General features: G+C 72.6%; 16 protein-coding genes. 2 read left to right on the plus strand and 14 right to left on the minus strand.

The window, feature by feature from the left end:
- Positions 1–91: 91 nt before the first annotated feature.
- From OIE51_RS07055 to nsdA, 7 genes are all read right to left on the minus strand, one after another.
- Positions 92–691: a hypothetical protein gene (locus tag OIE51_RS07055; protein ID WP_326596304.1), complete on the minus strand. Its 600-nt coding sequence runs from the start codon at positions 689–691 to the stop codon at positions 92–94.
- A 132-nt stretch (positions 692–823) separates the two neighbouring features.
- A complete protein-coding gene (gene proS / locus OIE51_RS07060) occupies positions 824–2,239 on the minus strand; it encodes a proline--tRNA ligase (RefSeq protein WP_326596306.1) in 1,416 nt (471 codons plus the stop codon).
- Positions 2,240–2,281: 42 nt separating this feature from the next.
- Complete coding sequence (gene ffh, locus OIE51_RS07065) at positions 2,282–3,799, minus strand: signal recognition particle protein (protein WP_326596308.1); 1,518 nt, start codon at positions 3,797–3,799, stop codon at positions 2,282–2,284.
- A 95-nt stretch (positions 3,800–3,894) separates the two neighbouring features.
- The gene (locus OIE51_RS07070; protein WP_326596309.1) at positions 3,895–6,375 is read right to left on the minus strand and encodes a [protein-PII] uridylyltransferase; all 2,481 of its coding nucleotides are present in this window, start codon (positions 6,373–6,375) and stop codon (positions 3,895–3,897) included.
- 25 nt (positions 6,376–6,400) lie between these two features.
- Positions 6,401–6,739, minus strand: a complete 339-nt coding sequence (locus OIE51_RS07075) for a P-II family nitrogen regulator (protein WP_059011713.1) — start codon at positions 6,737–6,739, stop codon at positions 6,401–6,403.
- Positions 6,736–7,995 carry an ammonium transporter gene (locus OIE51_RS07080; protein WP_442811875.1) on the minus strand — a complete coding sequence of 420 codons (1,260 nt, stop codon included), beginning with the start codon at positions 7,993–7,995 and terminating at the stop codon, positions 6,736–6,738. The genes OIE51_RS07075 and OIE51_RS07080 overlap by 4 nt, the downstream gene beginning before the upstream one ends.
- 391 nt (positions 7,996–8,386) lie before the next feature.
- On the minus strand, positions 8,387–9,898 hold the full coding sequence (gene nsdA / locus OIE51_RS07085) for a transcriptional repressor NsdA (RefSeq protein WP_326596311.1): 1,512 nt from the start codon (positions 9,896–9,898) through the stop codon (positions 8,387–8,389).
- A 313-nt stretch (positions 9,899–10,211) separates the two neighbouring features.
- Here nsdA and OIE51_RS07090 point away from each other — a divergent pair, with 313 nt between their 5' ends.
- Positions 10,212–10,859, plus strand: a complete 648-nt coding sequence (locus tag OIE51_RS07090; RefSeq protein ID WP_326596312.1) for a bifunctional DNA primase/polymerase — start codon at positions 10,212–10,214, stop codon at positions 10,857–10,859.
- Here OIE51_RS07090 and ftsY read toward each other — a convergent pair.
- The 5 genes from ftsY to OIE51_RS07115 form a co-directional block, all read right to left on the minus strand.
- Positions 10,852–12,063: a signal recognition particle-docking protein FtsY gene (gene ftsY / locus OIE51_RS07095; protein WP_326596314.1), complete on the minus strand. Its 1,212-nt coding sequence runs from the start codon at positions 12,061–12,063 to the stop codon at positions 10,852–10,854. The genes OIE51_RS07090 and ftsY overlap by 8 nt on opposite strands.
- A 133-nt stretch (positions 12,064–12,196) precedes the next feature.
- The gene (locus OIE51_RS07100) at positions 12,197–13,621 is read right to left on the minus strand and encodes a sugar porter family MFS transporter (protein ID WP_326596316.1); all 1,425 of its coding nucleotides are present in this window, start codon (positions 13,619–13,621) and stop codon (positions 12,197–12,199) included.
- Between the two features lie 190 nt (positions 13,622–13,811).
- On the minus strand, positions 13,812–17,402 hold the full coding sequence (gene smc / locus OIE51_RS07105) for a chromosome segregation protein SMC (protein ID WP_326596317.1): 3,591 nt from the start codon (positions 17,400–17,402) through the stop codon (positions 13,812–13,814).
- A 187-nt stretch (positions 17,403–17,589) separates the two neighbouring features.
- Positions 17,590–17,796 carry a hypothetical protein gene (locus tag OIE51_RS07110; protein ID WP_326596319.1) on the minus strand — a complete coding sequence of 69 codons (207 nt, stop codon included), beginning with the start codon at positions 17,794–17,796 and terminating at the stop codon, positions 17,590–17,592.
- Between the two features lie 333 nt (positions 17,797–18,129).
- Positions 18,130–18,441, minus strand: coding sequence for an acylphosphatase (locus OIE51_RS07115; protein ID WP_326596320.1), 312 nt, complete (start codon positions 18,439–18,441; stop codon positions 18,130–18,132).
- A gap of 131 nt (positions 18,442–18,572) precedes the next feature.
- On the opposite strand from OIE51_RS07115, the gene OIE51_RS07120 reads away from it, so the two are divergent.
- Positions 18,573–19,394 (plus strand): CAP domain-containing protein, encoded by an 822-nt coding sequence (locus tag OIE51_RS07120; RefSeq protein WP_326596322.1) that lies wholly within the window; start codon positions 18,573–18,575, stop codon positions 19,392–19,394.
- Between the two features lie 40 nt (positions 19,395–19,434).
- Here the strand turns inward: OIE51_RS07120 and mutM are convergent, their stop codons facing one another.
- Both mutM and rnc read right to left on the minus strand, forming a co-directional pair.
- Positions 19,435–20,286 (minus strand): bifunctional DNA-formamidopyrimidine glycosylase/DNA-(apurinic or apyrimidinic site) lyase, encoded by an 852-nt coding sequence (gene mutM / locus OIE51_RS07125; RefSeq protein WP_326596324.1) that lies wholly within the window; start codon positions 20,284–20,286, stop codon positions 19,435–19,437.
- On the minus strand, positions 20,279–21,052 hold the full coding sequence (gene rnc / locus OIE51_RS07130) for a ribonuclease III (protein WP_326596326.1): 774 nt from the start codon (positions 21,050–21,052) through the stop codon (positions 20,279–20,281). The genes mutM and rnc overlap by 8 nt, the downstream gene beginning before the upstream one ends.
- Positions 21,053–21,071: the final 19 nt, after the last annotated feature.

Genomic DNA, 21,071 nt, shown 5'->3' on the forward strand with positions numbered 1-21,071 from the left:
TGCGGCGCCGGAGGTCCGATGGACGCGCCAGCCGGAGGAGAGAGGGTCCTGTGCGACTGCCGAGTTCAACCGCCTATTCTGCCACAGCCCGTCAGGAGGAAGCCGCCACGGTCATGGCCTCGGCGATCTGGAACGGCTTCTTGCACGCGCCGCACATGATCGGCGCCTGCGCCAGCACTGACGGAACGACCCGCACGTTCCGTCCGCACTCGCAGACCGCCTTCACGCGCACGCCACCGCCCGACGAGCCGTGCCGGGCGGCCGGCCCGCGGAAGCTGCGCTTGGTGTCGGTCGCGGTGGCCGCCACATGCGCCTTCAGCGCGCGCGCCAGCCGCTCGGCGGTCGGCCGATACCGGCGCCGGGCCTCCGCGTTCATGGTGACGAGCGAGAAACCACTGCTCGGATGAGGGTCGTCGGCGTGGTCGAGGCCGAGCTCCTCCGCGATCGCGAGGAAGCGGCGGTTGTGATAGCGCCCCGCGCGGGAGGTGTCCCTGACCCCCCGGGCGGCGGCGATACCGTGCACGGCCTCGTGCAGCAGCCGTTCGAAGGAGAGCTCGGAGCCGCAGGCGGACGAGGACTCTCCGATCAAGGATTCGGGCGCGGCCAGGTCAGGCAGCTCCGGGTGGTGCCGTTGAATATCGGCCCACGCGTGCGCCAACTCGGCGGCGAGAACTGGTGGTGTCGTGCTCACGTCTACCTAACGAGCGAGTCCCCCGGGGTGTTCCGATTCCGGGCCAAGTCCACGAATTTGCACTTACCAGTCAGTTCGCCGTCTATGGGGATGCGAAACCCGGATCGACGCGATGAAGGGAAATTGGCCGGATCAGTACGCCCGGCCCACGATGGCGAGCGCGCCCGGCGCGTCGTCGGACTCGGGGACCGAGCCGTCCTCGCCGACCAGACAGCGCACGGTGACCGCGTCCTGGGCCAGCCGCGCCTCGCCCTCCGGGCCGAGGTCGGCCCACGGGATGCGCGCCCAGCCGCCCGCGACGGCCGCCGCGATCGCGTCCTCGATCGTCCGCACGTCCGTCGTCCGGGATTCGCGGCGCTCGCGGGACTGGCGCAGCAGCAGCGCCTGGTCCTCCTCCAGGATCCCTGGCAGCCGGGCGGCCAGCGCGTCGATGGCGACCGGCTCCTTGCCGCCGGGGATACGGCGGGCGAGCATCGCGGTACCGGCCTCCAGATCACGCGGGCCGACCTCGATCCGCGCCGGGACCCCCTTGAGCTCCCAGTCCACCGCGCGCCGGCCGAAGGGGGTGTCGGTGCGGTCGTCCACCTCGGTCCTGATCCCGGCCGCGGTCAGCGCCGCGCCGATCTCGCGGACCTTGGCCAGCACCGCCTCGTCGTCCTTGATGGCCAGCACCACGACCTGCGTGGCCGCCAGGCGCGGCGGGATGCGCAGGCCGTTGTCGTCGCCGTGGGACATGATCAGGCCGCCGACCATGCGGGTCGAGGTGCCCCAGGAGGTCTGCCAGACCAGCTCGCGGCTGCCGTCCTTCGACAGGAACCGGGTGTCGAACGCCGTCGCGAAGTTCTGCCCGAGCTCGTGGCTGGTGCCCATCTGGAGCGCCTTGCCGTCGCCCATCATGCCCTCCAGGGTGAGGGTGTTGATGGCGCCGGCGAAGCGCTCGGAGGGAGACTTGCGGCCCAGGACGACGTCGATGGCCAGCACGTTCGCCATGAAGTCGGCGTAGACGTCGCGGTGGATGCGGGCGGCGAAGTCCCGCGCCTCCTCGTAGGTGGCGTGCGCGGTGTGGCCCTCCTGCCAGAGGAACTCGGTGGTGCGCAGGAATACCCGGGGGCGCATCTCCCAGCGGACCACGTTGGCCCACTGGTTGATCAGCAGCGGCAGGTCGCGGTAGCTCTGCACCCACTTCGCGAAGGAGGCGTTGATGATCATCTCGGAGGTGGGCCGCACGACGGCCGGCTCCTCCAGCTGCTTGCCGCCGCCGTGCGTGACCACCGCGAGCTCGGGGGCGAAGCCCTCGACGTGCTCGGCCTCCTTGGCCAGGTAGCTCTGGGGGATGAACAGCGGGAAGTAGGCGTTGCGGGTGCCCGTCATCTTGATACGGGCGTCCATCTCCTGCTGCATCCGCTCCCAGAGCCCGTACCCGTACGGTCGGATGACCATGGTGCCGCGGACCGGGCCGTTGTCGGCGAGCTCGGCCTTGTTGATCACGTCCTGGTACCAGCGCGGGAAGTCCTCCGCCTGGGGGGTGAGTACGGGAGCCTTTGCCATGGCGGGAATGGTACGGGGGAAGCGCCCGGAAGCGTGAATCGGTTACTTCGGCGGGAGCATATCCCGGAATTCCTTGGGTAGTTCGAAGGATTCAGGCTCGAACGCCCCGCCGCCCTCGCCCTGCCGCTGCTCGTCGGCCTGGCGCTTCATCGGATTGCCCGAGCGACGCGCGCCCTTGGCCTTCTTCTGCTGCTTGGGCTTGCGCTTGCCGGCGCCGCCCATCCCGGGGATGCCGGGCATACCGGGCAGGCCACCGCCCTGGGCCATCCGGGACATCATCTTGCGGGCTTCGAAGAAACGCTCCACCAGGCCCTTGACCGCGCTGACGTCCACGCCTGAGCCGCGCGCGATGCGGACGCGGCGCGAGCCGTTGATGATCTTCGGGTCGGCGCGCTCGGCCGGGGTCATGGACTTGATGATGGCGGCGGTGCGGTCCACGTCGCGCTCGTCCAGGTTGTTGATCTGCTCGCGCATCTGGCCCATGCCCGGCATCATCCCGAGCAGCTTGGAGATCGAGCCCATCTTGCGGACCTGCTCCATCTGCTGAAGGAAGTCGTCGAGGGTGAACTCCTTGGGGCCCTTGGCCAGCTTGCTGGCCAGCTTCTCGGCCTCCTGCTGGCTGAACGTCCGCTCGGCCTGCTCGATGAGGCTGAGCACGTCGCCCATGCCGAGGATGCGGGACGCCATGCGGTCCGGGTGGAAGGCGTCGAAGTCGTCCAGCTTCTCGCCATTGGACGCGAACATGATCTGGCGGCCGGTGACCTGCGCCACGGACAGCGCCGCGCCGCCGCGCGCGTCGCCGTCGAGCTTGGAGAGGACGACCCCGTCGAAGCCGACCCCGTCGCGGAACGCCTCGGCCGTGGTGACGGCGTCCTGGCCGATCATGGCGTCCACGACGAACAGGATCTCGTCGGGGCGGACGGCGTCGCGGATGTCCGCGGCCTGCCGCATCATCTCCTCGTCGATGCCCAGCCGGCCCGCGGTGTCGACGATGACGACGTCGTACTGCTTGTCCCTGGCGTGGACGAGGGAGTCCTCGGCCACCTTCACCGGGTCGCCCACGCCGTTCCCCGGCGCGGGCGCGAACACCGCGACGCCGGCCCGCTCGGCGACGACGCTCAGCTGGTTGACCGCGTTGGGCCGCTGCAGGTCGCAGGCGACCAGCAGCGGGGTGTGGCCCTGGCTCTTCAGCCACCGGCCCAGCTTGCCCGCCAGGGTGGTCTTGCCCGCGCCCTGGAGACCGGCCAGCATCACCACGGTCGGCGGGGTCTTGGCGAAACGCAGCCGCCGGGTCTCGCCGCCCAGGATGCCGACGAGCTCCTCGTTGACGATCTTGACGATCTGCTGCGAGGGGTTCAGGGCCTTGGACACCTCGGAGCCGAGCGCCCGTTCCTTGACCCGCTGGATGAACGAGCGGACGACCGGCAGGGCGACGTCCGCCTCCAGCAGGGCGACACGGATCTCACGCGCCGTGGCGTCGATGTCCGCCTCGCTCAGGCGGCCCTTGCCCCTGAGGTTCTTGAACGTGGCCGCAAGGCGGTCGGAGAGTGTGTCGAACACGGCGCTGGCGGGTCCTTACGGTTCGGCGGTCGGTCGGCGGTGTCCTCCAGCGTATCCGCCCGGCGCGGGTACGGTCAGCCCGCGGTGCTCGGGGGTCAGCCGGCCAGCGCCCGTTCGAGATCGCGGGCGAGCCCCGACGCCTCTTCCCCGGCGAGCGGCTTGCCGTCCGGCCCGGTGACGTAGAAGGCGTCCACGGCGTTTGCCCCGAGCGTGCTGATGTGGGCGCTGCGCACCGTGACGCCCGCGCCGTCCAGGGCGTGGCCGATCCGGTAGAGCAACCCCGGGGCGTCCTGGGCGCGCACCTCGATCACCGTGGCCACCTTCGAGCCCAGGGGCGCGACGGTGACCCTCGGCGGCGGGGTCAGCGGGAGCCTGCGGCGCGGGCGCCGGTAGGCGGCCTCCCGCTCGGCGAGCCGGGTGGCGATGTCCAGGGAGCCCTCCAGCGCCCGCACCAGGTCCGCGCGCAGCCGCTCGGCCTGCGGCAGCGAGCCGTACTCGGCGGCCACCCGCCAGTCCAGCAGCAGGACTTGGCCCTGGCCGGCCGGGTCGACGCCGCGCAGCTCGGCGGAGCGCACGGTCAGCCGGTGCAGCGCCAGGACCCCGGCGACCGCCGGGAGCACGCCCGGCTGCTCGGGCAGGGCCACCACCAGCTCGACGCCGACCGGCTCCGGCTCGGCGTCCTCCCCGGCGCGGTCCGGTTCGGCGGCGGGGGCCCGGTCGGGGCGGGTGTGCAGGGCGAGCACGGGGGCGCCGGTGCGGAACGCCTCGATGGCCAGCCGCTCCGCCGCGATGCTCGGCTGCGAGGGGGCCGGGCGGGGCGGATCGCCGCCCTCCTCCAGCACGGCCGAGACCCGCTTGACCAGGTCGGCCAGGAGCGAGGCCCGCCAGGCGGACCAGGCGGCGGGGCCGGTGGCGAGCGCGTCCGCCTCGGTGAGGGCGTGCAGCAGCTCCAGGGTGGACCGGGTACCGACGGCCTTGGCGACGTGGGCCAGGGTGGCGGGATCCTCCAGGTCGCGCCGGGTGGCGGTCTCGATCAGCAGCAGATGGTTGCGCACGAGGGTGGCGAGCACCTCCGTGTCGGCCGCGCCGAAGCCGATGCTGGCGGCCATGTCGCGGGCGATGGTCTCGCCGGCGACGCTGTGGTCGCCGGGCCAGCCCTTGCCGATGTCGTGCAGGAGGGCGGCGACGAGCAGCAGGTCGGGGCGCTCGACCCGGCGGGTGAGCGCGGAGGCGCGCACGGCGGTCTCGACCAGGTGCCGGTCGACGGTCCAGCGGTGCACGGCGTTGCGCTGCGGGCGGCAGCGGACGCGCTCCCAGTCGGGCAGCAGGCGCGTGATCAGCCCGGCGGCCTCCATGGCCTCCCAGACGGGAACGGTGTCCGGGCCGGCGCCGAGCAGGGTGATGAACTGCTCGCGCGCCTCGGCCGGCCAGGGCACCGGAAGCGTGGTGTCGGCGGCGGCCAGCGCGTGCGCGGCGGGCAGCGCGAGGGGCAGGCCGGCCTGGGCCGCCGCCGCTGCGGCCCGCAACGGCAGCACCGGGTCGCGATCGGGCCGGGCGCCACGGGCGAGCACGACTTCGCCCTCCTGTTCGACGACGCCCTCGGCCAGCGGTGTGCGCTCCTCGCCCGGGGTACGGCGGGCGGGACGGCCGCCCAGCAGGCCGCGCAGCCGGCGCCGGGCGGAGCGGGCCCGCAGCACACGGCTGACCTCGCGCCAGGTGACGTCGGAGGCGTACGAGATGGTGCGGCCCGCCTCGTACACACGCCGCAGCAGGGTGTCGGCGTCGAGCATTCCGAGTGCCTCGGCCACCTGGTCCTGGTCCTCCAGGGCCAGCCGGTCGGTGGCGCGGCCGGTGGTCAGGTGCAGGGCGTCGCGCACGTCGAGGAGGGTGTTGCGGGCGGCGTCGAGACCCTGGCGCGGGGCGTCGGCCACCCAGGAGGCGGCGACCGCGCGCAGGGCGGTGGCGTCCCGCAGGCCGCCGTGGGCCTCCTTGAGGTCGGGTTCGAGGAGGAACGGCAGCTCGCCGTGGCGGCGGGCGCGTTCCCGGCCGAGCTCGTGCAGCTCGGGGAGGCGGGCGGGGGCCTGGGCGCGCCACTGGGCGAGCAGGGCGGTGCGCAGCTCGGCGGTGAGGGCGGCGTCGCCCGCCACGTGGCGGGCGTCCAGCAGGCCGAGATGGACCTTGAGGTCGTCCGCCGCGGTCTCGTGCGCCTCGGTCAGGGTGCGCACGGAGTGGTCCAGGGAGATGCCGAGGTCCCAGACGGGATACCACAGGCGGTCGGCGAGCGCGGCGAGCTCGGCGCGGGTGGCGCTGCCGTCGTGGAGGAGGAGCAGGTCGAGATCGCTGCGCGGGGAGAGCTCGCCGCGGCCGTAGCCGCCGACGGCCACCAGCGCGGCGCGGGCGGGACGGGGTCCGTCCCCGAGCAGTCCGGTGAGCCAGTCGTCCGTGAGCCGCGCCAGCCGCGCGCGGCGCGGCGGCCCGGTCTGCTCCTCCTTGGTCAGGAGGTGCAGCCGGGCCGCCGCGTAGCCACCGCTGGGGCCCGTCTCTCCGCCGGTCGTTGATGTCGTCTCCGCCGTCATGCGGTCCCCAACTCTCGGTGTTCTGCTAAAGGGCGTCCGGACCACGCTCGCCGGTGCGGACCCTGATGGCCGTGTCGACGGGCAGGCTCCAGACCTTCCCGTCACCGATCTTGCCGGTGCGCGCCGCCTTGACGACGACATCGATGAGCGCTTCCGCGTCCGAGTCCTCGGCCAGGATCTCGATGCGGACCTTCGGCACCAGGTCGACGGTGTACTCGGCGCCACGGTAAACCTCGGTGTGACCGCGCTGACGGCCGTAGCCGCTGGCCTCGGTCACGGTCAGGCCGTGCACCCCGAACGCCGTGAGGGCGTCCTTGACCTCGTCCAGCCGGTGCGGCTTGATCACCGCGGTGATGAGCTTCATGCGTCCACCTTCTTCTCACCGGCCGCCAGATCGGCGGTGGCCGGAACGCTGCTGACGGGCACGGAGCCGGTGCCGGTCTGAGTGAAGTCGTACCCGGTCTCGGCGTGGTATGCCAGATCCAGGCCCGCGACTTCCTCGTCCTCGGAGGAACGGAAGCCGATGGTGCGCTGGATGAGCGTCGCGAGGATGAAGGTGACGACGAAGGAATACCCCAGCACGGCGAAGGCACCCAGGGCCTGCTTGCCGAACTGCTCGAATCCGCCGGCGACGGTGTTGACCTTGTCGGAGGCCAGGAAGCCCACCAGCAGGGTGCCGATGAGGCCACCGACCAGGTGGACGCCCACGACGTCCAGCGAGTCGTCGTAACCCAGCTTGTACTTCAGGCTGACGGCCCAGGCGCAGACGGCGCCGGCGATCACGCCGATGAGCAGCGCGGACATCGGGCTGACGTGTGCGCCGGACGGGGTGATGGCGACCAGACCCGCGATCGCGCCGGACGCGGCACCCAGGGTGGTGAACGCGCCGTGGCGGATGCGCTCGTAGATGAGCCAGCCGATCATGGCGGCGGCGGTGGCGAGCTGGGTGTTGAGGGCCATCACGGCGGCGGTGCCCGTCGGCGACAGGGCGGAGCCGGCGTTGAAGCCGAACCAGCCGAACCACAGCAGGGCCGCGCCGAGCAGCACCATCGGCAGGTTGTGCGGACGCATCGGCTCCTTCTTGAAGCCCTTACGCTTGCCGATCACCAGCGCGGCGGCCAGCGCGCCGGCACCCGCGTTGATGTGGACGGCGGTGCCGCCGGCGAAGTCGATGACCTCCTCGCCGAAGAGCCAGCCGTCGGCGGCCCAGACCCAGTGGGCGACCGGGAAGTAGACGACGGTGACCCACAGCGCCACGAACACGGCCCAGCTGCTGAACTTCACGCGGTCGGCCAGCGCACCGCTCATCAGCGCGGGGGTGATGATGGCGAACATGAGCTGGAAGAGGGCGAAGGTCAGCAGGCCGGTGCTGTCCGGCGTGATGCCGTCCGGCGACAGCGCGATCGTGTCCTGGAATCCGATGAAGTCCAGGTTGCCGATGATGCCGCCGTCGTCGGTGCTCGCGGAGTAGTTGGAACCGAAGGTGAGGCTGAAGCCGTACAGCACCCACAACACGCTGACGATACCCAGGGAGATGAAGGACATCATCAGCATGTTGAGGGCGCTCTTGACCCGGACCATGCCGCCGTAGAAGAAGGCGAGCCCCGGAGTCATGAGCATCACCAAAGCAGAACAGATCAGTACAAAACCGGTGTCTTCAGGGCTCAAAGTGGACGTCTCCTCGGAATTACGACCCGTGCGGGCAGGATCTTGGTCGGGTCAGGATTCGCCACAGGCTCTCTGAGGGCCGTTTCCGCCGATGGCCCCCTATGTTTCCTGGATGTGACGATGGCGCCGCGCGCGTTACACCCCGATGAAGTGGGTTAGACGCTCGGCGGGGCGAGGTTACTGTGTGCCGCACCGTCGCCCGCGACCCGCCGCGCCCCGCCGCGACCCGCCGCGACCCGTGCCGGACACGGACCCGGCCGCGGCGGCCCGCCGGGCGTGCCCCGGCCTGGGGGAGCCCGGTCCCGGGGTCCGGAGCGGACGGCGCCGGGGGCGGGGCGGCGCCTCAGACCGACCGGCCGACCTCGCTTTCCGGGAGTTCCGTGGTGAGACGCTCGGTGAGCGCGACGATCTCGGGGACCTCGCCGTAGTCCCGCCGCGCGGTGGCCCAGGTCTTCCGCAACCTGTTGTTCACCCGCTCGGAGCGGAGCCGCCGGGCCAGGTTGATCGCCTCGGTCGTCTGCGCCGCGCACGCCTCCGGCTCCCGCTCCAGCAGGTGCACGGTGGCCATGCCGATGAGGTTGAGTGCATACGAACGCTGATGCCCGCCGCTCGCGTTCTCCGCGCACTCGCGCGCGAAGAGTTCGACCGCCCGTTCCATCAGGGGCCTGGCGCGGGAGAGATAGGCCGGGCTGCGGCCCGCCACATAGGCCAGATCGCGGTAGGAGTGGGCGTTCTCGGCGTTGAGCTCGGCCTCCGAGAAGAACCGGATCCAGTCCGGCTCCTCCTCGCCCGGCGCGATGTCGGCGAACGCCTCCTGGGCCATCCGCACCGCGCGGTGGCACCGAGGCACCTGGCCCAGCGTGGCGTAGGCCCGGCCCTCCAGCGCGTACAGCATGGACTGGGTACGGGCGGTGGCCCGCCCCCGGCTGCCGTACTGCGCGAGGTGGATGAGCTCCAGCGCGTCCTCGGCCCGCCCGAGATGGATCATCTGCCGGCTCATCTTGGACAGGACATAGGCGCCGAGCGGCCGGTCCCCGGCCTCCTTGGCGGCGTGCAGGGCCAACACGAAGTACTTCTGGGCGGTCGGCTGGAGCCCGATGTCGTAGCTCATCCAGCCCGCCAGCTCCGACAACTCCGCCGTGATCCGGAACAGCCGCCCGCGCACCTCCTCCGGGTGCGACTCCTGGAGCAGGTCGGTGACCTCGTGAAGCTGGCCGACGACCGCCTTGCGCCGCAGGCCGCCGCCGCTGACCGCGTCCCAGCGCCGGAACTGGGCCGTCGACTCCTCCAGCTGCGCCAGCTCCGGGCCCGACAGGCCGGTCAGGCGGCGCGACTCGCCCCGGGCCTGGGACGGCACGGTCAGCCGGGCGTCGGCCTGCGCCTCGGCGCCGGACGAGGGCACCAGCCAGCGCTGCATGGGCTCTATCAGGCCGGGCCCGGCCGACATGACGAGGGAGGTGCCGAGGAAGCCACGGCGGCCGAGCATCAGGTCGCTGCGGGAGAACTCGTTGATCAGCGCGACCGTCTGCGGCCCCGCCCAGGGCAGGTCGATGCCGGACACCGCGGCGGACTGCGGCGCCGAGCGCAGCCCGAGGTCCTCGATGCCGACGACGCTGCCGAAGCGCTCGGAGAACAGCTCGGAGAGGATGCGCGGGATCGGCTCGCGCGGCTGCTCGCCGTCGAGCCAGCGGCGCACCCGGGAGGTGTCCGTGCTGATGTGGTGCGCGCCGAGCTGGCGGGCGCGCCGGTTGACCTGCCGGGCCAGCTCGCCCTTCGACCAGCCGCTGCGCTGGAACCACGAGCCCAGCCGTTCGTTCGGCCGCTTCGCGGAGATGCCGCTGCCGTTGCCGGACACGGTGTCGCCCCCAATCCGGGGAGTGTGTGTGCGATGCGCGAAATGACGGATGACGTGCGGACGTCACGCCCGGAGATGCGTCGAAAGCAATCCCGAGGTCTCCGGCGCGACGAGGGGCGGCTCGCAATCGCCACCATTCGCCACCCCATTGCCAGAACCTAATGCCCGCGCGGCGCGCTTGACTTGTCCGGGCGGCGTTCCCGCAGGGGTCGACGCGAAGCACACCGGGGGCGCGCGATCCGTCGCGCACTCCCGCGTCAGCTGCGGGGTGCCGGTCCGTAACCATCGGCCGGACGGACCCGTTGGAGGGGGCATGGGCTTCACGATCGGCGGGCGGCGAGCCGACCCGGTCTCCCTCACCACGGCGGTCGCGGAGTACACGGGTCTGTGGGGGTGGGACGTGCTGCCGGGGGCGCGTGCGGGGCTCGGCCCCGACGGCCGCCCGGGCTGCTCGTGCGGCGGGGCGGACTGCCCGGCCCCGGGGGCGCATCCGCTCGATCCCACGCTCCTCATTCCCGCCGGCACGACGCTGGACGAGGCGACGCGCGCCTGGGCGCGCACACCGGGCGCGTCCGTGCTGCTGCCCACCGGCCGGGACTTCGACGTGATCGACGTGCCCGCGCCCGCCGGGCTGCGCGCCCTGCCGCCGCTGGAGCGCATGGGCCTGCCGCTGGGCCCGGTCGCCCTGGCGCCGCACGGCCGGGCCTGGTTCTTCGTCGCGCCGGGCGCGGCGGCGGATCTGCCCAGGCTGCTCTACCGGGTCGGCTGGGACGACGCCCCACTGGACCTGCGGGGCCTGGGCCCCGGTCGGCATGTCACCGCGCCACCCTCGGACCACGGCGGCCTCGGCCCGGTCCGCTGGCTGCGCCCGCCCGGCCTGGAGACGGCCGCGAGGCCGCCGCGCGCCCGGCTGCTGCTGGGCGTCCTGGCATACGCCTGCCGCCGGGCCGGGCCTAGCTGAGCAGCGCGTCCACGAACGCCTCGGGCTCGAACGGGGCCAGGTCGTCCGGCCCCTCGCCGAGACCCACCAGCTTCACGGGCACGCCGAGCTCGCGCTGGACGGCGACCACGATCCCGCCCTTGGCGGTGCCGTCGAGCTTGGTCAGGGCGATTCCGGTGACGTCCACGACCTCCGCGAAGACCCGCGCCTGAACGAGCCCGTTCTGCCCGGTGGTCGCGTCCAGCACGAGCAGCACCTCGTTGACCGGGCCGTGCTTCTCGATGACCCGCTTGACCTTGCCCAGCTCGTCCATGAGGCCGGTCTTGGTGTGCAGCCGCCCGGCGGTGTCGACCAGCACCACGTCGGCGCCCTCCGCGATGCCCTCCTTGACCGCGTCGAACGCCACCGAGGCCGGATCGCCGCCCTCGGGTCCCCGCACCGTACGGGCGCCCACCCGCTCGCCCCAGGTCTGGAGCTGATCGGCGGCGGCGGCACGGAAGGTGTCGGCGGCGCCGAGGACCACGGACCTGCCGTCCGCGACCAGCACGCGCGCGAGCTTTCCGGTGGTGGTGGTCTTGCCCGTGCCGTTGACACCGACCACCAGGATCACGGCCGGGCGCTCCTCGCCCTCGGTCGACACCCCGCCCTCGGTGTGCACGACGCGGTCCAGGTCCGTACCGATCTGGGCCAGCAACTCCTCGCGCAGCAGGGTGCGCAGGTCGTCGGGGGTGCGGGTGCCCAGCACCAGGACCCGCTCGCGCAACCGCTCCACCAGCTCCTGGGTGGGGCCGACGCCGATGTCGGCGGTCAGCAGGGTGTCCTCGATCTCCTGCCAGGTCTCCTCGTCGAGGTGCTCGCGGGCGAGCAGGGTGAGCAGCCCACGGCCCAGCGTGTTCTGCGACCGGGCGAGCCGGGCGCGCAGCCGGACCATCCGGCCCGCGGCGGGCTCGGGCACCTCGATGCCGGGGGCCGGGGGCGCCTCGGGCGCCGGGGCCGCCGCGCCGCCGGGCAGCGTGACGTCCTCGATGGTGCGGCGTTCCTCGTCGACAGGCGTGGCGGCCTCGTCGCCGACCCGGGGCTCGGGCGGCGCCGTGGGCGCCGTGGGCGCGGCCCGCTGGTCGCGCGGCGGTGGCGCCTGCCTCCCCCGGCGACGGCTGACGACGAGCCCGCTGATCGCGGCGACGGCGACCACGGCGATGATGATGACGAGGATGAGGATGTCCATCGGTTCCCTTGAGCGGCCTGGCGGTGGGGCAACGGTCCTAACGTACCGAAGCCGGCCCCGATGACCGCTGCCCCCGCCCGCGAGCGGCGGGCGAGGGCAGCGATGGTGGGCGAGGAGACGGGCGGCGGGGGGGCTAGCCCATCTCCTCCAACGCCTTGCCCTTCGTCTCCGGCACCCACAGGAGGATGAACGGAATCGAGAGCAGGGCGAAGCAGGTGTACATCACATAGGCGCCGGAGAGGTTCCAGTCCGAGAGGGTCGGGAAGCTCTGGCTGATGGCCCAGTTGGCGATCCACTGGGCGGAGGCGGCGACACCGAGCGCGGCGGCGCGGATCCGGTTGGGGAACATCTCCCCGAGCAGCACCCAGACCACCACGCCCCAGGAAAGCCCGAAGAACAGCACGAAGCCGTGCGCGCCGGTCAGGGCCACCATGCCCTGGGTGTCGGGCAGCCGGATGTCGTCGCCGGTCCCCTCCTTGAAGGAGAACGCCCAGGCGGTCAGGCCCAGCGAGAGGGCCATGCCGACCGAGCCGATGAGGGCCAGCGGCTTGCGGCCGATGCGGTCCACGAGGAGCATCGCGATGATCGTGCCGATGATGTTGATGATCGACGTGGTGAACGAGTAGAAGAACGAGCCCTCGGGGTCGACGCCGACCGACTGCCACAGCGAGTTGGAGTAGTAGAAGATCACATTGATGCCGACGAGCTGCTGGAAGACCGAGAGGCCGATGCCGATCCAGACGATGGGGAGCAGCCCGGCCCGCCCGCCGATCAGGTCGCGCCAGGTGGACCTGTGCTCGGTGCGGATGTTGTGCTCGATCTCGGCGACCCTGGCATCCAGGTCGGTGCCCTCGGCCTCCACGTCGGCGAGCACGCGCCGGGCGTCGTCGAGCCGGCCGGTGCTGATCAGGAAGCGCGGCGACTCGGGGATACGCAGCGTCATCAGGCCGTAGAACAGGGCTGGGAGCGCCGCGACGCCGAGCATGACCTGCCACGCCTCCAGGCCGAGGAGCGAGCCGCGCTGGTCGTCGTCGGCGAGGTTGACCAGGCCGTAGTTGACGAGTTGGGAGACGGCGATGCCGAGCACGATGGCGGCCTGCTGGAACGAGGCGAGTCGGCCCCGGTACGCGGGCGGGGAGACCTCCGCGATGTAGGCGGGCGCGATGACCGAGGCCATGCCGATGGCGACGCCGCTCAGGGTGCGCCAGAACGCGAGGTCCCACACCGAGAACGGCAGCGCCGAGCCGACGCTGCCGATGACGAAGATCGCCGCGGCGATCTGCATGACGCGGATGCGCCCGAGGCGGTCGGCGAGCCGGCCGGCCACGATGGCGCCGAGCGCGGCGCCGAGCAGCGCGATGGCCACCACGGTGCCGAGTCGGCCCGAGGAGATGTCGAACCTCCCCCGGATGCCCTCCACGGCCCCGTTGATCACGGCGCTGTCGTAGCCGAAGAGGAAGCCGCCGAGCGCCGCGGTGGCGGCGATGAAGATCACATAGGTGAGATGCGGCGGGCGTCTGTCGTGCGCCACCGGCTCGGCTTTCGCGGTTGAGGTCACGGTGCACTCCTGGGTGTCCGGCGGCACTGCCGGCCGTACTGAGCTCGCACGGTCCAGTGGAGCACTTCCGCGCGAGGGCTATAAGTTGAACGGAAAGGCGGCCTCGCAAAGGCTATGACTTCAAGCTTCTAAGTCAAGCCCCGAAGCGAAGGGCGTGATTCGGCGCGCATCACGCTGAGGGAATTTCAGGTTATGAAGAGAGACGCTGACTGATCACCTTGGATACCCCGTCCCCCTGCATGGAAACGCCATAGAGGGCGTCCGCGACCTCCATGGTCCGCTTCTGGTGCGTGATCACGATGAGCTGGGAGCTGCCCTTGAGCTCCTCCATGATCCGGATCAGCCGCTGGAGGTTGGTGTCGTCGAGCGCCGCCTCGACCTCGTCCATGACGTAGAACGGGCTGGGCCGCGCCTTGAAGATCGACACCAGCAGCGCCACCGCGGTCAGCGAGCGCTCGCCGCCGGAGAGCAGCGACAGCCGCTTGACCTTCTTGCCCGGCGGTCTCGCCTCCACGTCGACGCCCGTGGTGAGCATGTTCGAGGGGTCCGTCAGCAGCAGCCGGCCCTCGCCGCCCGGGAAGAGCCGGGAGAAGACGCCCTCGAACTCCCGGGCCGTGTCGTGGTAGGCGGCCGTGAAGACCTGCTCCACCCGCTCGTCGACGTCCTTCACGACCTGAAGCAGGTCGGCGCGCGTCTTCTTGAGGTCTTCGAGCTGCTCGCTGAGGAACTTGTGGCGTTCCTCCAGGGCCGCGAACTCCTCCAGCGCCAGCGGGTTGACCTTCCCGAGCTGCTTGTACGCCCGCTCGGCGGCCCGCAGCCGCTTCTCCTGCTCGGTCCGGACATACGGGCGCGGCTGATGACGCGGATCGTCCGGGTCCGCCGGGAGCTCCTCGCCCTCGTCCGGCGACGCGGGCGGCACCGGCTGGTCCGGGCCGTACTCGCGCACCAGGACCTCCGGCTCGACGCCCAGCTCCTCCAGCGCCCGGCCCTCCAGCTGTTCGATGCGCAGCCGCTTCTCCGCGCCGAGCACCTCACCCCGGTGCACCGAGTCGGTGAGCTTGTCCAGCTCCTCCTTCAGCTCGCGGCCCGCGTTCCGCTCGACGACGAGCGCCTGCTCCCGTTCCGCCTTGGCCCGCTCGGCGGCCTCCCGCTCCTGGAGGGCGCGGGCCAGCGAGACCTCGACATGTGCCAGGAGCTGCCGGGCGCCCGCGGCGACGGCGGCGGCGACCCCGGCCTCGTGCCGCATCCGGGCGCGCCGCTGCTCGGCGCGCGCCCGCGCCTCCCGCTCCGCACGCGCCGCGCGGTCCAGGGAGTCCGCCCGGCCGGCCAGCCCCCTGACCCGCTCCTCATGGGTGCGGACCTGGAGCCTGGCCTCCATCTCCGTCTGCCGGGCGTTGGCGCCGTCGGCGGCGAGCCGGTCGCGCACCGTGGTGTCCGGCTCCTCCTCGCCGTCCGCCGCCTCCTCCGCGACCGCCAGCCGCTCGGCCAGTTCCTCGGCCTGCTCGACGGCCCGGGCCAGCTCCTCCCTGGCCCGCGCCACCGCGGCTTCCGCCCGCTCCGCCTCGCCACCCGCGCCGCGCGCCTGACCGGCCAGCCGGCCCAGGTCCTGCGCCACCTTCGACTTCTCGCGCTCGGCCGCGCTGCGCCGCCGGGCCAGCTCCTCCACCTCGGCCGCGCACACCCGCCGCCGCTCGGCCGCCTCCTCCTGCGCGGCGGCCAGCTCCGCGCAGCACCCGGTCAGGCGGCGCAGCGCCGCCGCCGCCTCATCCACGGACGCCTGGACCTCCAGCAGGCTGGGCGCGCCGGCCGAGCCGCCCTGGGCCAGATGCCGGGAGAGCAGGTCGCCCTCGGCCGTGACGGCGGTCAGCTCCGGCCGGTGGGCCAGCAGCTCTTGGGCGTCGTCGAGCGTGCCGACCACCACGACGTCGCGCAGCAGGCGGAGCACGGCCGGCAGCAGGGTCTCCGGCCCGCGCACGAGGCCGACCGCCGGGACCGGCCCGGCGCCGGGACCGGACGCGGCGGCGGCCGGGTCGGCGGGCACGCCGTCCCCGGACTCCGGGGCGGGGCCGCCGAGCAGCAGGGCGGCGCGGCCCGCGTCGTTCTTGCGCAGCAGGCGCAGCGCCGCCGCCGCGGCGGCGGGCCCGTCGACCGCGACCGCGTCGGCGGCGGCCCCCAGGGCGGCGGCCACCGGGACCTCGAAACCGGGAGTGACGGTCAGCAGCTCGGCGGCCGGGCCGAGCACTCCGGCGAGCCGGTCGGCGGCGGCGAGCAGCGCGCCGGTGCCGTCCTTGCGACGCAGGCCGAGAGCGAGCGCGTCGTGCCGGGCGGAGACGGCGGCCCGCTCCCGTTCGGCGGCGGTGGCGGCCTCCCGGGCCGAGGTCAGCGCGGTCTCGGCGGCGGCGAGGGCGGCCCTGGCCGCCTCGTGTTCCCCGGCCAGCTCGGTGTCGCCCGCGTCGAGCCCGTCGACCTCCGCGCGCAGCGTCTCGTACTCCCGCCGCGCGGCGGCGGCCCGCTCGCGCGCCTCGTCGCGGGTGGTGGCCAGCCGGTCGATCTGGGACTGGCCCGCCGCCGCGCGGCTGCGGGCCGCGTTGGCCTGGCCGGACAGCCGCGCCAGGCCCTCGCGGCGGTCCGCGATGGCCCGGGCCACGTCCTTCAGCCGCCGTTCCTCGTCGGCCAGCCCGCGTTCGAGCGCGGCCCGGTGCTCGACCGTGTCCTCCAGCGCCCGGCCGGCCGCCTCCAGGGCGGCGGTCAGCTCCGCCTCCTGCTCGCGGACCCGGGCGGCCTCCCGTTCCAGGTCCTCCGGGTCGCGCCCGCGCCGCTCCTCGGGGACCTGGGCACGGGCGCTGGTGACCCGGGCATCGGCGAGGCTGACGGTGCCGCGCACCCGCTCGGCCAACTGCGACAGCTCATACCAGGTCGTCTGCGCCCGCCGCACGCGGGGCGTGAGCGTCCGCGCCTCGTGTTCGAGCTCCGACTCCCGGCGCAGGGCCTCCCGCAGGCGGCACTCGGCCGCGTCCTTGCGCTCCTTCAGCGCGGCCTCGTCCGCGATCTCGGCGCGCAGCGCGGCCCGCAACGTGACCAGGTCGTCGGCGAGCAGCCGGAGCCTGGCGTCGCGCAGGTCGGCCTGGATGACGGCGGCCCGCCGGGCGACCGCCGCCTGCCGCCCCAGCGGCTTGAGTTGGCGGCGCAGCTCGTCGGTGAGATCCTGGACCCGGGCCAGGTTGACCTGCATGGCGTCGAGCTTCCGCAGCGCCTTCTCCTTGCGCTTGCGGTGCTTGAGCACCCCGGCGGCCTCCTCGATGAAGGCGCGGCGGCCGGTGGGGTCGGCGTGCAGCACCGAGTCGAGCTGGCCCTGCCCGACGATGACGTGCATCTCGCGGCCGATGCCGGAGTCCGACAGCAGGTCCTGGACGTCGAGGAGGCGGCAGGTGTCGCCGTTGATCTGGTACTCGCTGCCGCCGTTGCGGAACATGGTCCGCGTGACAGTGACCTCGGTGTAGTCGATCGGGAGGGCACCGTCGGAGTTGTCGATGGTGAGGGACACCTCGGCCCGTCCGAGCGGCGGGCGGCCGGTGGTGCCCGCGAAGATGACGTCCTCCATCTTGCCGCCGCGCAGCGACTTGGCGCCCTGCTCCCCCATGACCCACGAAAGGGCGTCCACCACATTGGACTTGCCGGACCCGTTGGGGCCGACCACACACGTGATACCGGGCTCGAAGCGGAGCGTGGTGGCCGAGGCGAAGGACTTGAACCCGCGCAGGGTCAGGCTCTTGAGGTGCACGCCGTGCGACTTTACCTGTCGCTCTTCTGGCATTCGCCGTTTCGACGCGGAGAATGCAGGGCACATCAGTCAATGAACGAAGCAAGCGGTGCCAGGGGACCCGCACATGACGAAGGGACGCCGAAGCGTCCCTCGCATTAACTACTTCCGCAAGCGAAAGCCCTAGCGACTCGCCTCGTCATTGAGGTCAGGTCAGGGCGGGCTCCGCCTTGTGCACGTCGATGCTGTCGAGCACCGAGCTGCCGTGCCGAGCGGCGGCGGCGAGCGCGTCGTTTTCCGCCTGGACCCGGAGGAGCTGAGTCTCCAGGTCCTGTACGCGCTGCTGAAGCCGTCGCATCTCGGCGAGCACTCGGGGGTCGAAGCCGCCGACGTGTCCAAGAAGCGCCTTTGCCATGATGGATGGTCCTCCACACTGAGTGACCGACCGAAGCCGTTGGTGGGTCGTGGGGTGAATGAATCCGCGCCAGGGCTCCGCGTTGTGTTCCAGGGTCACAAAGCTGAGGTGCGCGGGACTTTCAGCGTCTCACCAAAAAGTGGGACGGTCAACACGATCACACCGCGTATCGCCCGTGTGCCACGGCCTCGGAAGGCCCGCGCGAGGAGATAAAGAATCACTCGCCAGCGGGTCGGGCAGCTCCGCCGGGCGGCGGTGGTGGCGGCAGCCTTGCACGTGGGAGTGGGGTTGGCAAGCAGATTCCGGATTTTCCCCGGGTCGGCGGACCGGCCCTCAGCGGACCGCGAAGCCGTCGTAGCCCCCGCGCGGTGTGTCCCATATCTCGGTGACGCCGGTCACCCGCCCGGGCGTGTCCTCGCCCCGCAGCCACTCCAGCAGCAGCCGGCAGCGCTCCCGGTCGCCCTCCACGACGACCTGGACCCGGCCGTCCGCCAGATTGAGGGCGAATCCCCGCAGCTCACCGATGGTCAGCGCGCGGGCCCGCGTGTGCCAGCGGAAGCCCACGCCCTGCACCCGGCCACGGACCCAGGCGGTCAGCCGGACGGATTCGGATGCCTCGCCGGGCGGCGGAGTCGGTCGGTCCATGTGACGCACGCTATCCCCTCGATCCGCAGTGAGGCACTGGCGTCTTTGTCGACATCGCGTACAGTCACGCGGTAAAGAATCCCCCGTTTGGGTGATTTGTGATCTTCAAGTTGACGAGGAAGGTGCTTCGGATGGGACGCCATCGCCGCCGCAAGGGGCATGCGCGGACCGGGCTGATCAGTGCCTCCGCGGCGCTTGCCGTGGGTGCGGTGGCCGTGACCTCGGGCCTGCTGCCCGGCCTCGGGGACGGCCTCACGCCCAGCGACTCCGCCGGGCACCGGGCCGCCGAGCGGAGTGCCGCCACGTCCTCGTCCACGCCGGAGCGCGAGAGCGCTCCGGCGCCGGCCGGCGGGACGACGGAGCCGGGCGAGAGGGAGACGTCGCCCGCCGCGACGCCGACGCCCACCCCCACGCCCACCCGGGAGAAGCCCTCACCCGAGGAACCCGAGCCCGACGAGACCGCGCCCGCCCCCGCCCCGGAGCCGACCAGCGAGGCCCCCGAGCCGGAGCGGGAAGCGGCACCGGAGCCGGCGAGCCCGTCGCCCGACGACGCCCCGGCCCCGAGCACGGACCCGGAGCAGGCCGCGGCCGAAGCGGTGCTGGCCCTGGTCAACGAGGAGCGGACGGCGGCTGGCTGCCAGGCACTCACGCTGGACCCGGCGCTGTCCGGGCTGGCCGCCGGCTTCAGCCTGGACATGGCCGAACGCGACTTCTTCTCCCACGTCGACCCCGACGGACGCGACCCGTGGGACCGCGCGGCGGCCTCGGACGTGACCAACCTGGGCGGCGAGAACATAGCCTGGGGCCAGCCGAACCCCGAGGCGGTGATGGACGCCTGGATGACCAGCGAGGGCCACCGGGCCAACATCCTGAACTGCTCGTTCACCACCCTGGGCATCGGCGTGCACATCGACGAGGGCGGCCCCTGGTGGACGCAGGAGTTCGGCTTCTGACCCCGACCCGGGACGGCGCCGCCCGCCGCCGCCCGCCGCGTCAGGCCCGGGGCAGGCGCTGGCAGCGGGGGCAGAAGTAGCTGGAGCGGTTCATCCAGGGACGTCTGCGGACCGGCGTCGCGCAGCGGCGGCAGGGGTGTCCCTCGCGGCCGTACACGTCGAGCGAGCGGTCGAAGTAGCCGGACTGGCCGTTGACGTTGACGTACAGACTGTCGAAGCTCGTGCCGCCGACTGCCAGGGCCGCCGCCATCACCTCGCGGATGTGGGTCACCAGCTCGGCGGTCCTCGGCCGGGTGAGGCCGGCGGTCGGGCGGTCGTAGTGCAGCCCGGTGCGCCACAGCGCCTCGTCGGCGTAGATGTTCCCGACACCGCTGATGAGCGACTGGTCGAGCAGGGCCCGTTTGATGGTCGTCCGGCGGCGGCGCAGCGCCGCGTGGAAGGCGTCCTCGTCGAACTCCGGATCCATCGGGTCCCGGGCGATGTGCCCTATCACGTCCGGCACCCCGTCCGCCGTGACCGGGTGGAGGGAGAGCCCGCCGAAGGTCCGCTGGTCCACGAAACGCAGCTCGCCGCCCGCCGGGTCGGTGAACGTGACGCGGACACGCAGGTGCTTCTCGTCGGGGGCGCGGTCCGGCTGGACGCGGAGCTGTCCGCTCATGCCCAGGTGCGCGAGCAGGGCGTGCTCGTTCCCCAGCGGCAGCCACAGATACTTGCCCCGGCGGCGGACGTCGGTCACGCCGACGCCCCGGAGCCGGTCGGCGAAGTCCTCGGCGCCCGCCAGGTGGCGGCGGATGGCGCGCGGGTGCAGCACTTCGGCCGTGGTGATCGTCCGGCCGCTGATCCAGCGGTCGAGGCCGCGCCGGACGACCTCCACCTCCGGCAGCTCAGGCAACGGGCGCTCCGCCGGCCGTCGTGGTGCCGTTCCGGCCGTCGATGGCGGCCCGGATGGCCCGCCAGGCCGTCTCCGCCGCCTGCTGCTCGGCTTCCTTCTTGCTGCGGCCGGTGCCGGTGCCGTAGGTCTCACCACCGACACGGGCGGCAGCGGTGAAGGTCTTCTCGTGGTCCGGACCGCTCTCCGCGATCACGTACTCGGGCACGCCGAGGCCCTCGGCCGCGCTCAGCTCCTGAAGGCTGGTCTTCCAGTCGAGACCGGCGCCCAGATTCGAGGAACGCTCGATCACCGGGTCGAAGAGCCGGTGCACGAGCTCGTCCGCCGCGTCCAGCCCCTGATCGAGGTAGACGGCGCCGATCACGGCTTCCAGGGTGTCCGCGAGAATGGATGCCTTGTTCCGGCCGCCGGTGCCCTCCTCGCCCCGCCCGAGCCGGACGAAGGCGCCCAGATCGAGCTCGCGGGCCACCTCGGCCAGCGCCCTGGCCTGGACGACCGCCGCCCGCAACTTGGCGAGCTGGCCCTCGGCCAGGTCCGGATGCCTGCGATACAAGGTGTCGGTGACCACCAGGCCGAGCACGGAGTCCCCGAGGAACTCCAGCCGCTCGTTGGTGGGCAGTCCGCCGTTTTCGTATGCGAAGCTGCGGTGGGTCAGCGCACGCACCAGAAGGGCGGGCTCGAGCCGGTAGCCGAGCCGCCCTTCCAGAATCGCGAGGGACGAGGCTGTGTCCTCCGACGCCTGGGGTTGCGACCTCCTGGCGTGTGGCATGGAGCCTGTCACCTGCCGA

It is taken from the genome of Streptomyces sp. NBC_01803 (assembly GCF_035917415.1).
Taxonomy (GTDB): Bacteria; Actinomycetota; Actinomycetes; order Streptomycetales; family Streptomycetaceae; genus Streptomyces.

Coding starts and splice junctions, on each gene's coding strand:
- proS (WP_326596306.1), bottom strand. CDS start 2,239: ATGGCAAAGGCTCCCGTACTCACCCCCCAGGCGGAGGACTTCCCGCGC.
- OIE51_RS07070 (WP_326596309.1), bottom strand. CDS start 6,375: ATGACGGCGGAGACGACATCAACGACCGGCGGAGAGACGGGCCCCAGC.
- OIE51_RS07075 (WP_059011713.1), bottom strand. CDS start 6,739: ATGAAGCTCATCACCGCGGTGATCAAGCCGCACCGGCTGGACGAGGTC.
- OIE51_RS07080 (WP_442811875.1), bottom strand. CDS start 7,995: ATGCTCATGACTCCGGGGCTCGCCTTCTTCTACGGCGGCATGGTCCGG.
- OIE51_RS07090 (WP_326596312.1), top strand. CDS start 10,212: ATGGGCTTCACGATCGGCGGGCGGCGAGCCGACCCGGTCTCCCTCACC.
- ftsY (WP_326596314.1), bottom strand. CDS start 12,063: ATGGACATCCTCATCCTCGTCATCATCATCGCCGTGGTCGCCGTCGCC.
- OIE51_RS07110 (WP_326596319.1), bottom strand. CDS start 17,796: ATGGCAAAGGCGCTTCTTGGACACGTCGGCGGCTTCGACCCCCGAGTG.
- OIE51_RS07115 (WP_326596320.1), bottom strand. CDS start 18,441: ATGGACCGACCGACTCCGCCGCCCGGCGAGGCATCCGAATCCGTCCGG.
- OIE51_RS07120 (WP_326596322.1), top strand. CDS start 18,573: ATGGGACGCCATCGCCGCCGCAAGGGGCATGCGCGGACCGGGCTGATC.
- rnc (WP_326596326.1), bottom strand. CDS start 21,052: ATGCCACACGCCAGGAGGTCGCAACCCCAGGCGTCGGAGGACACAGCC.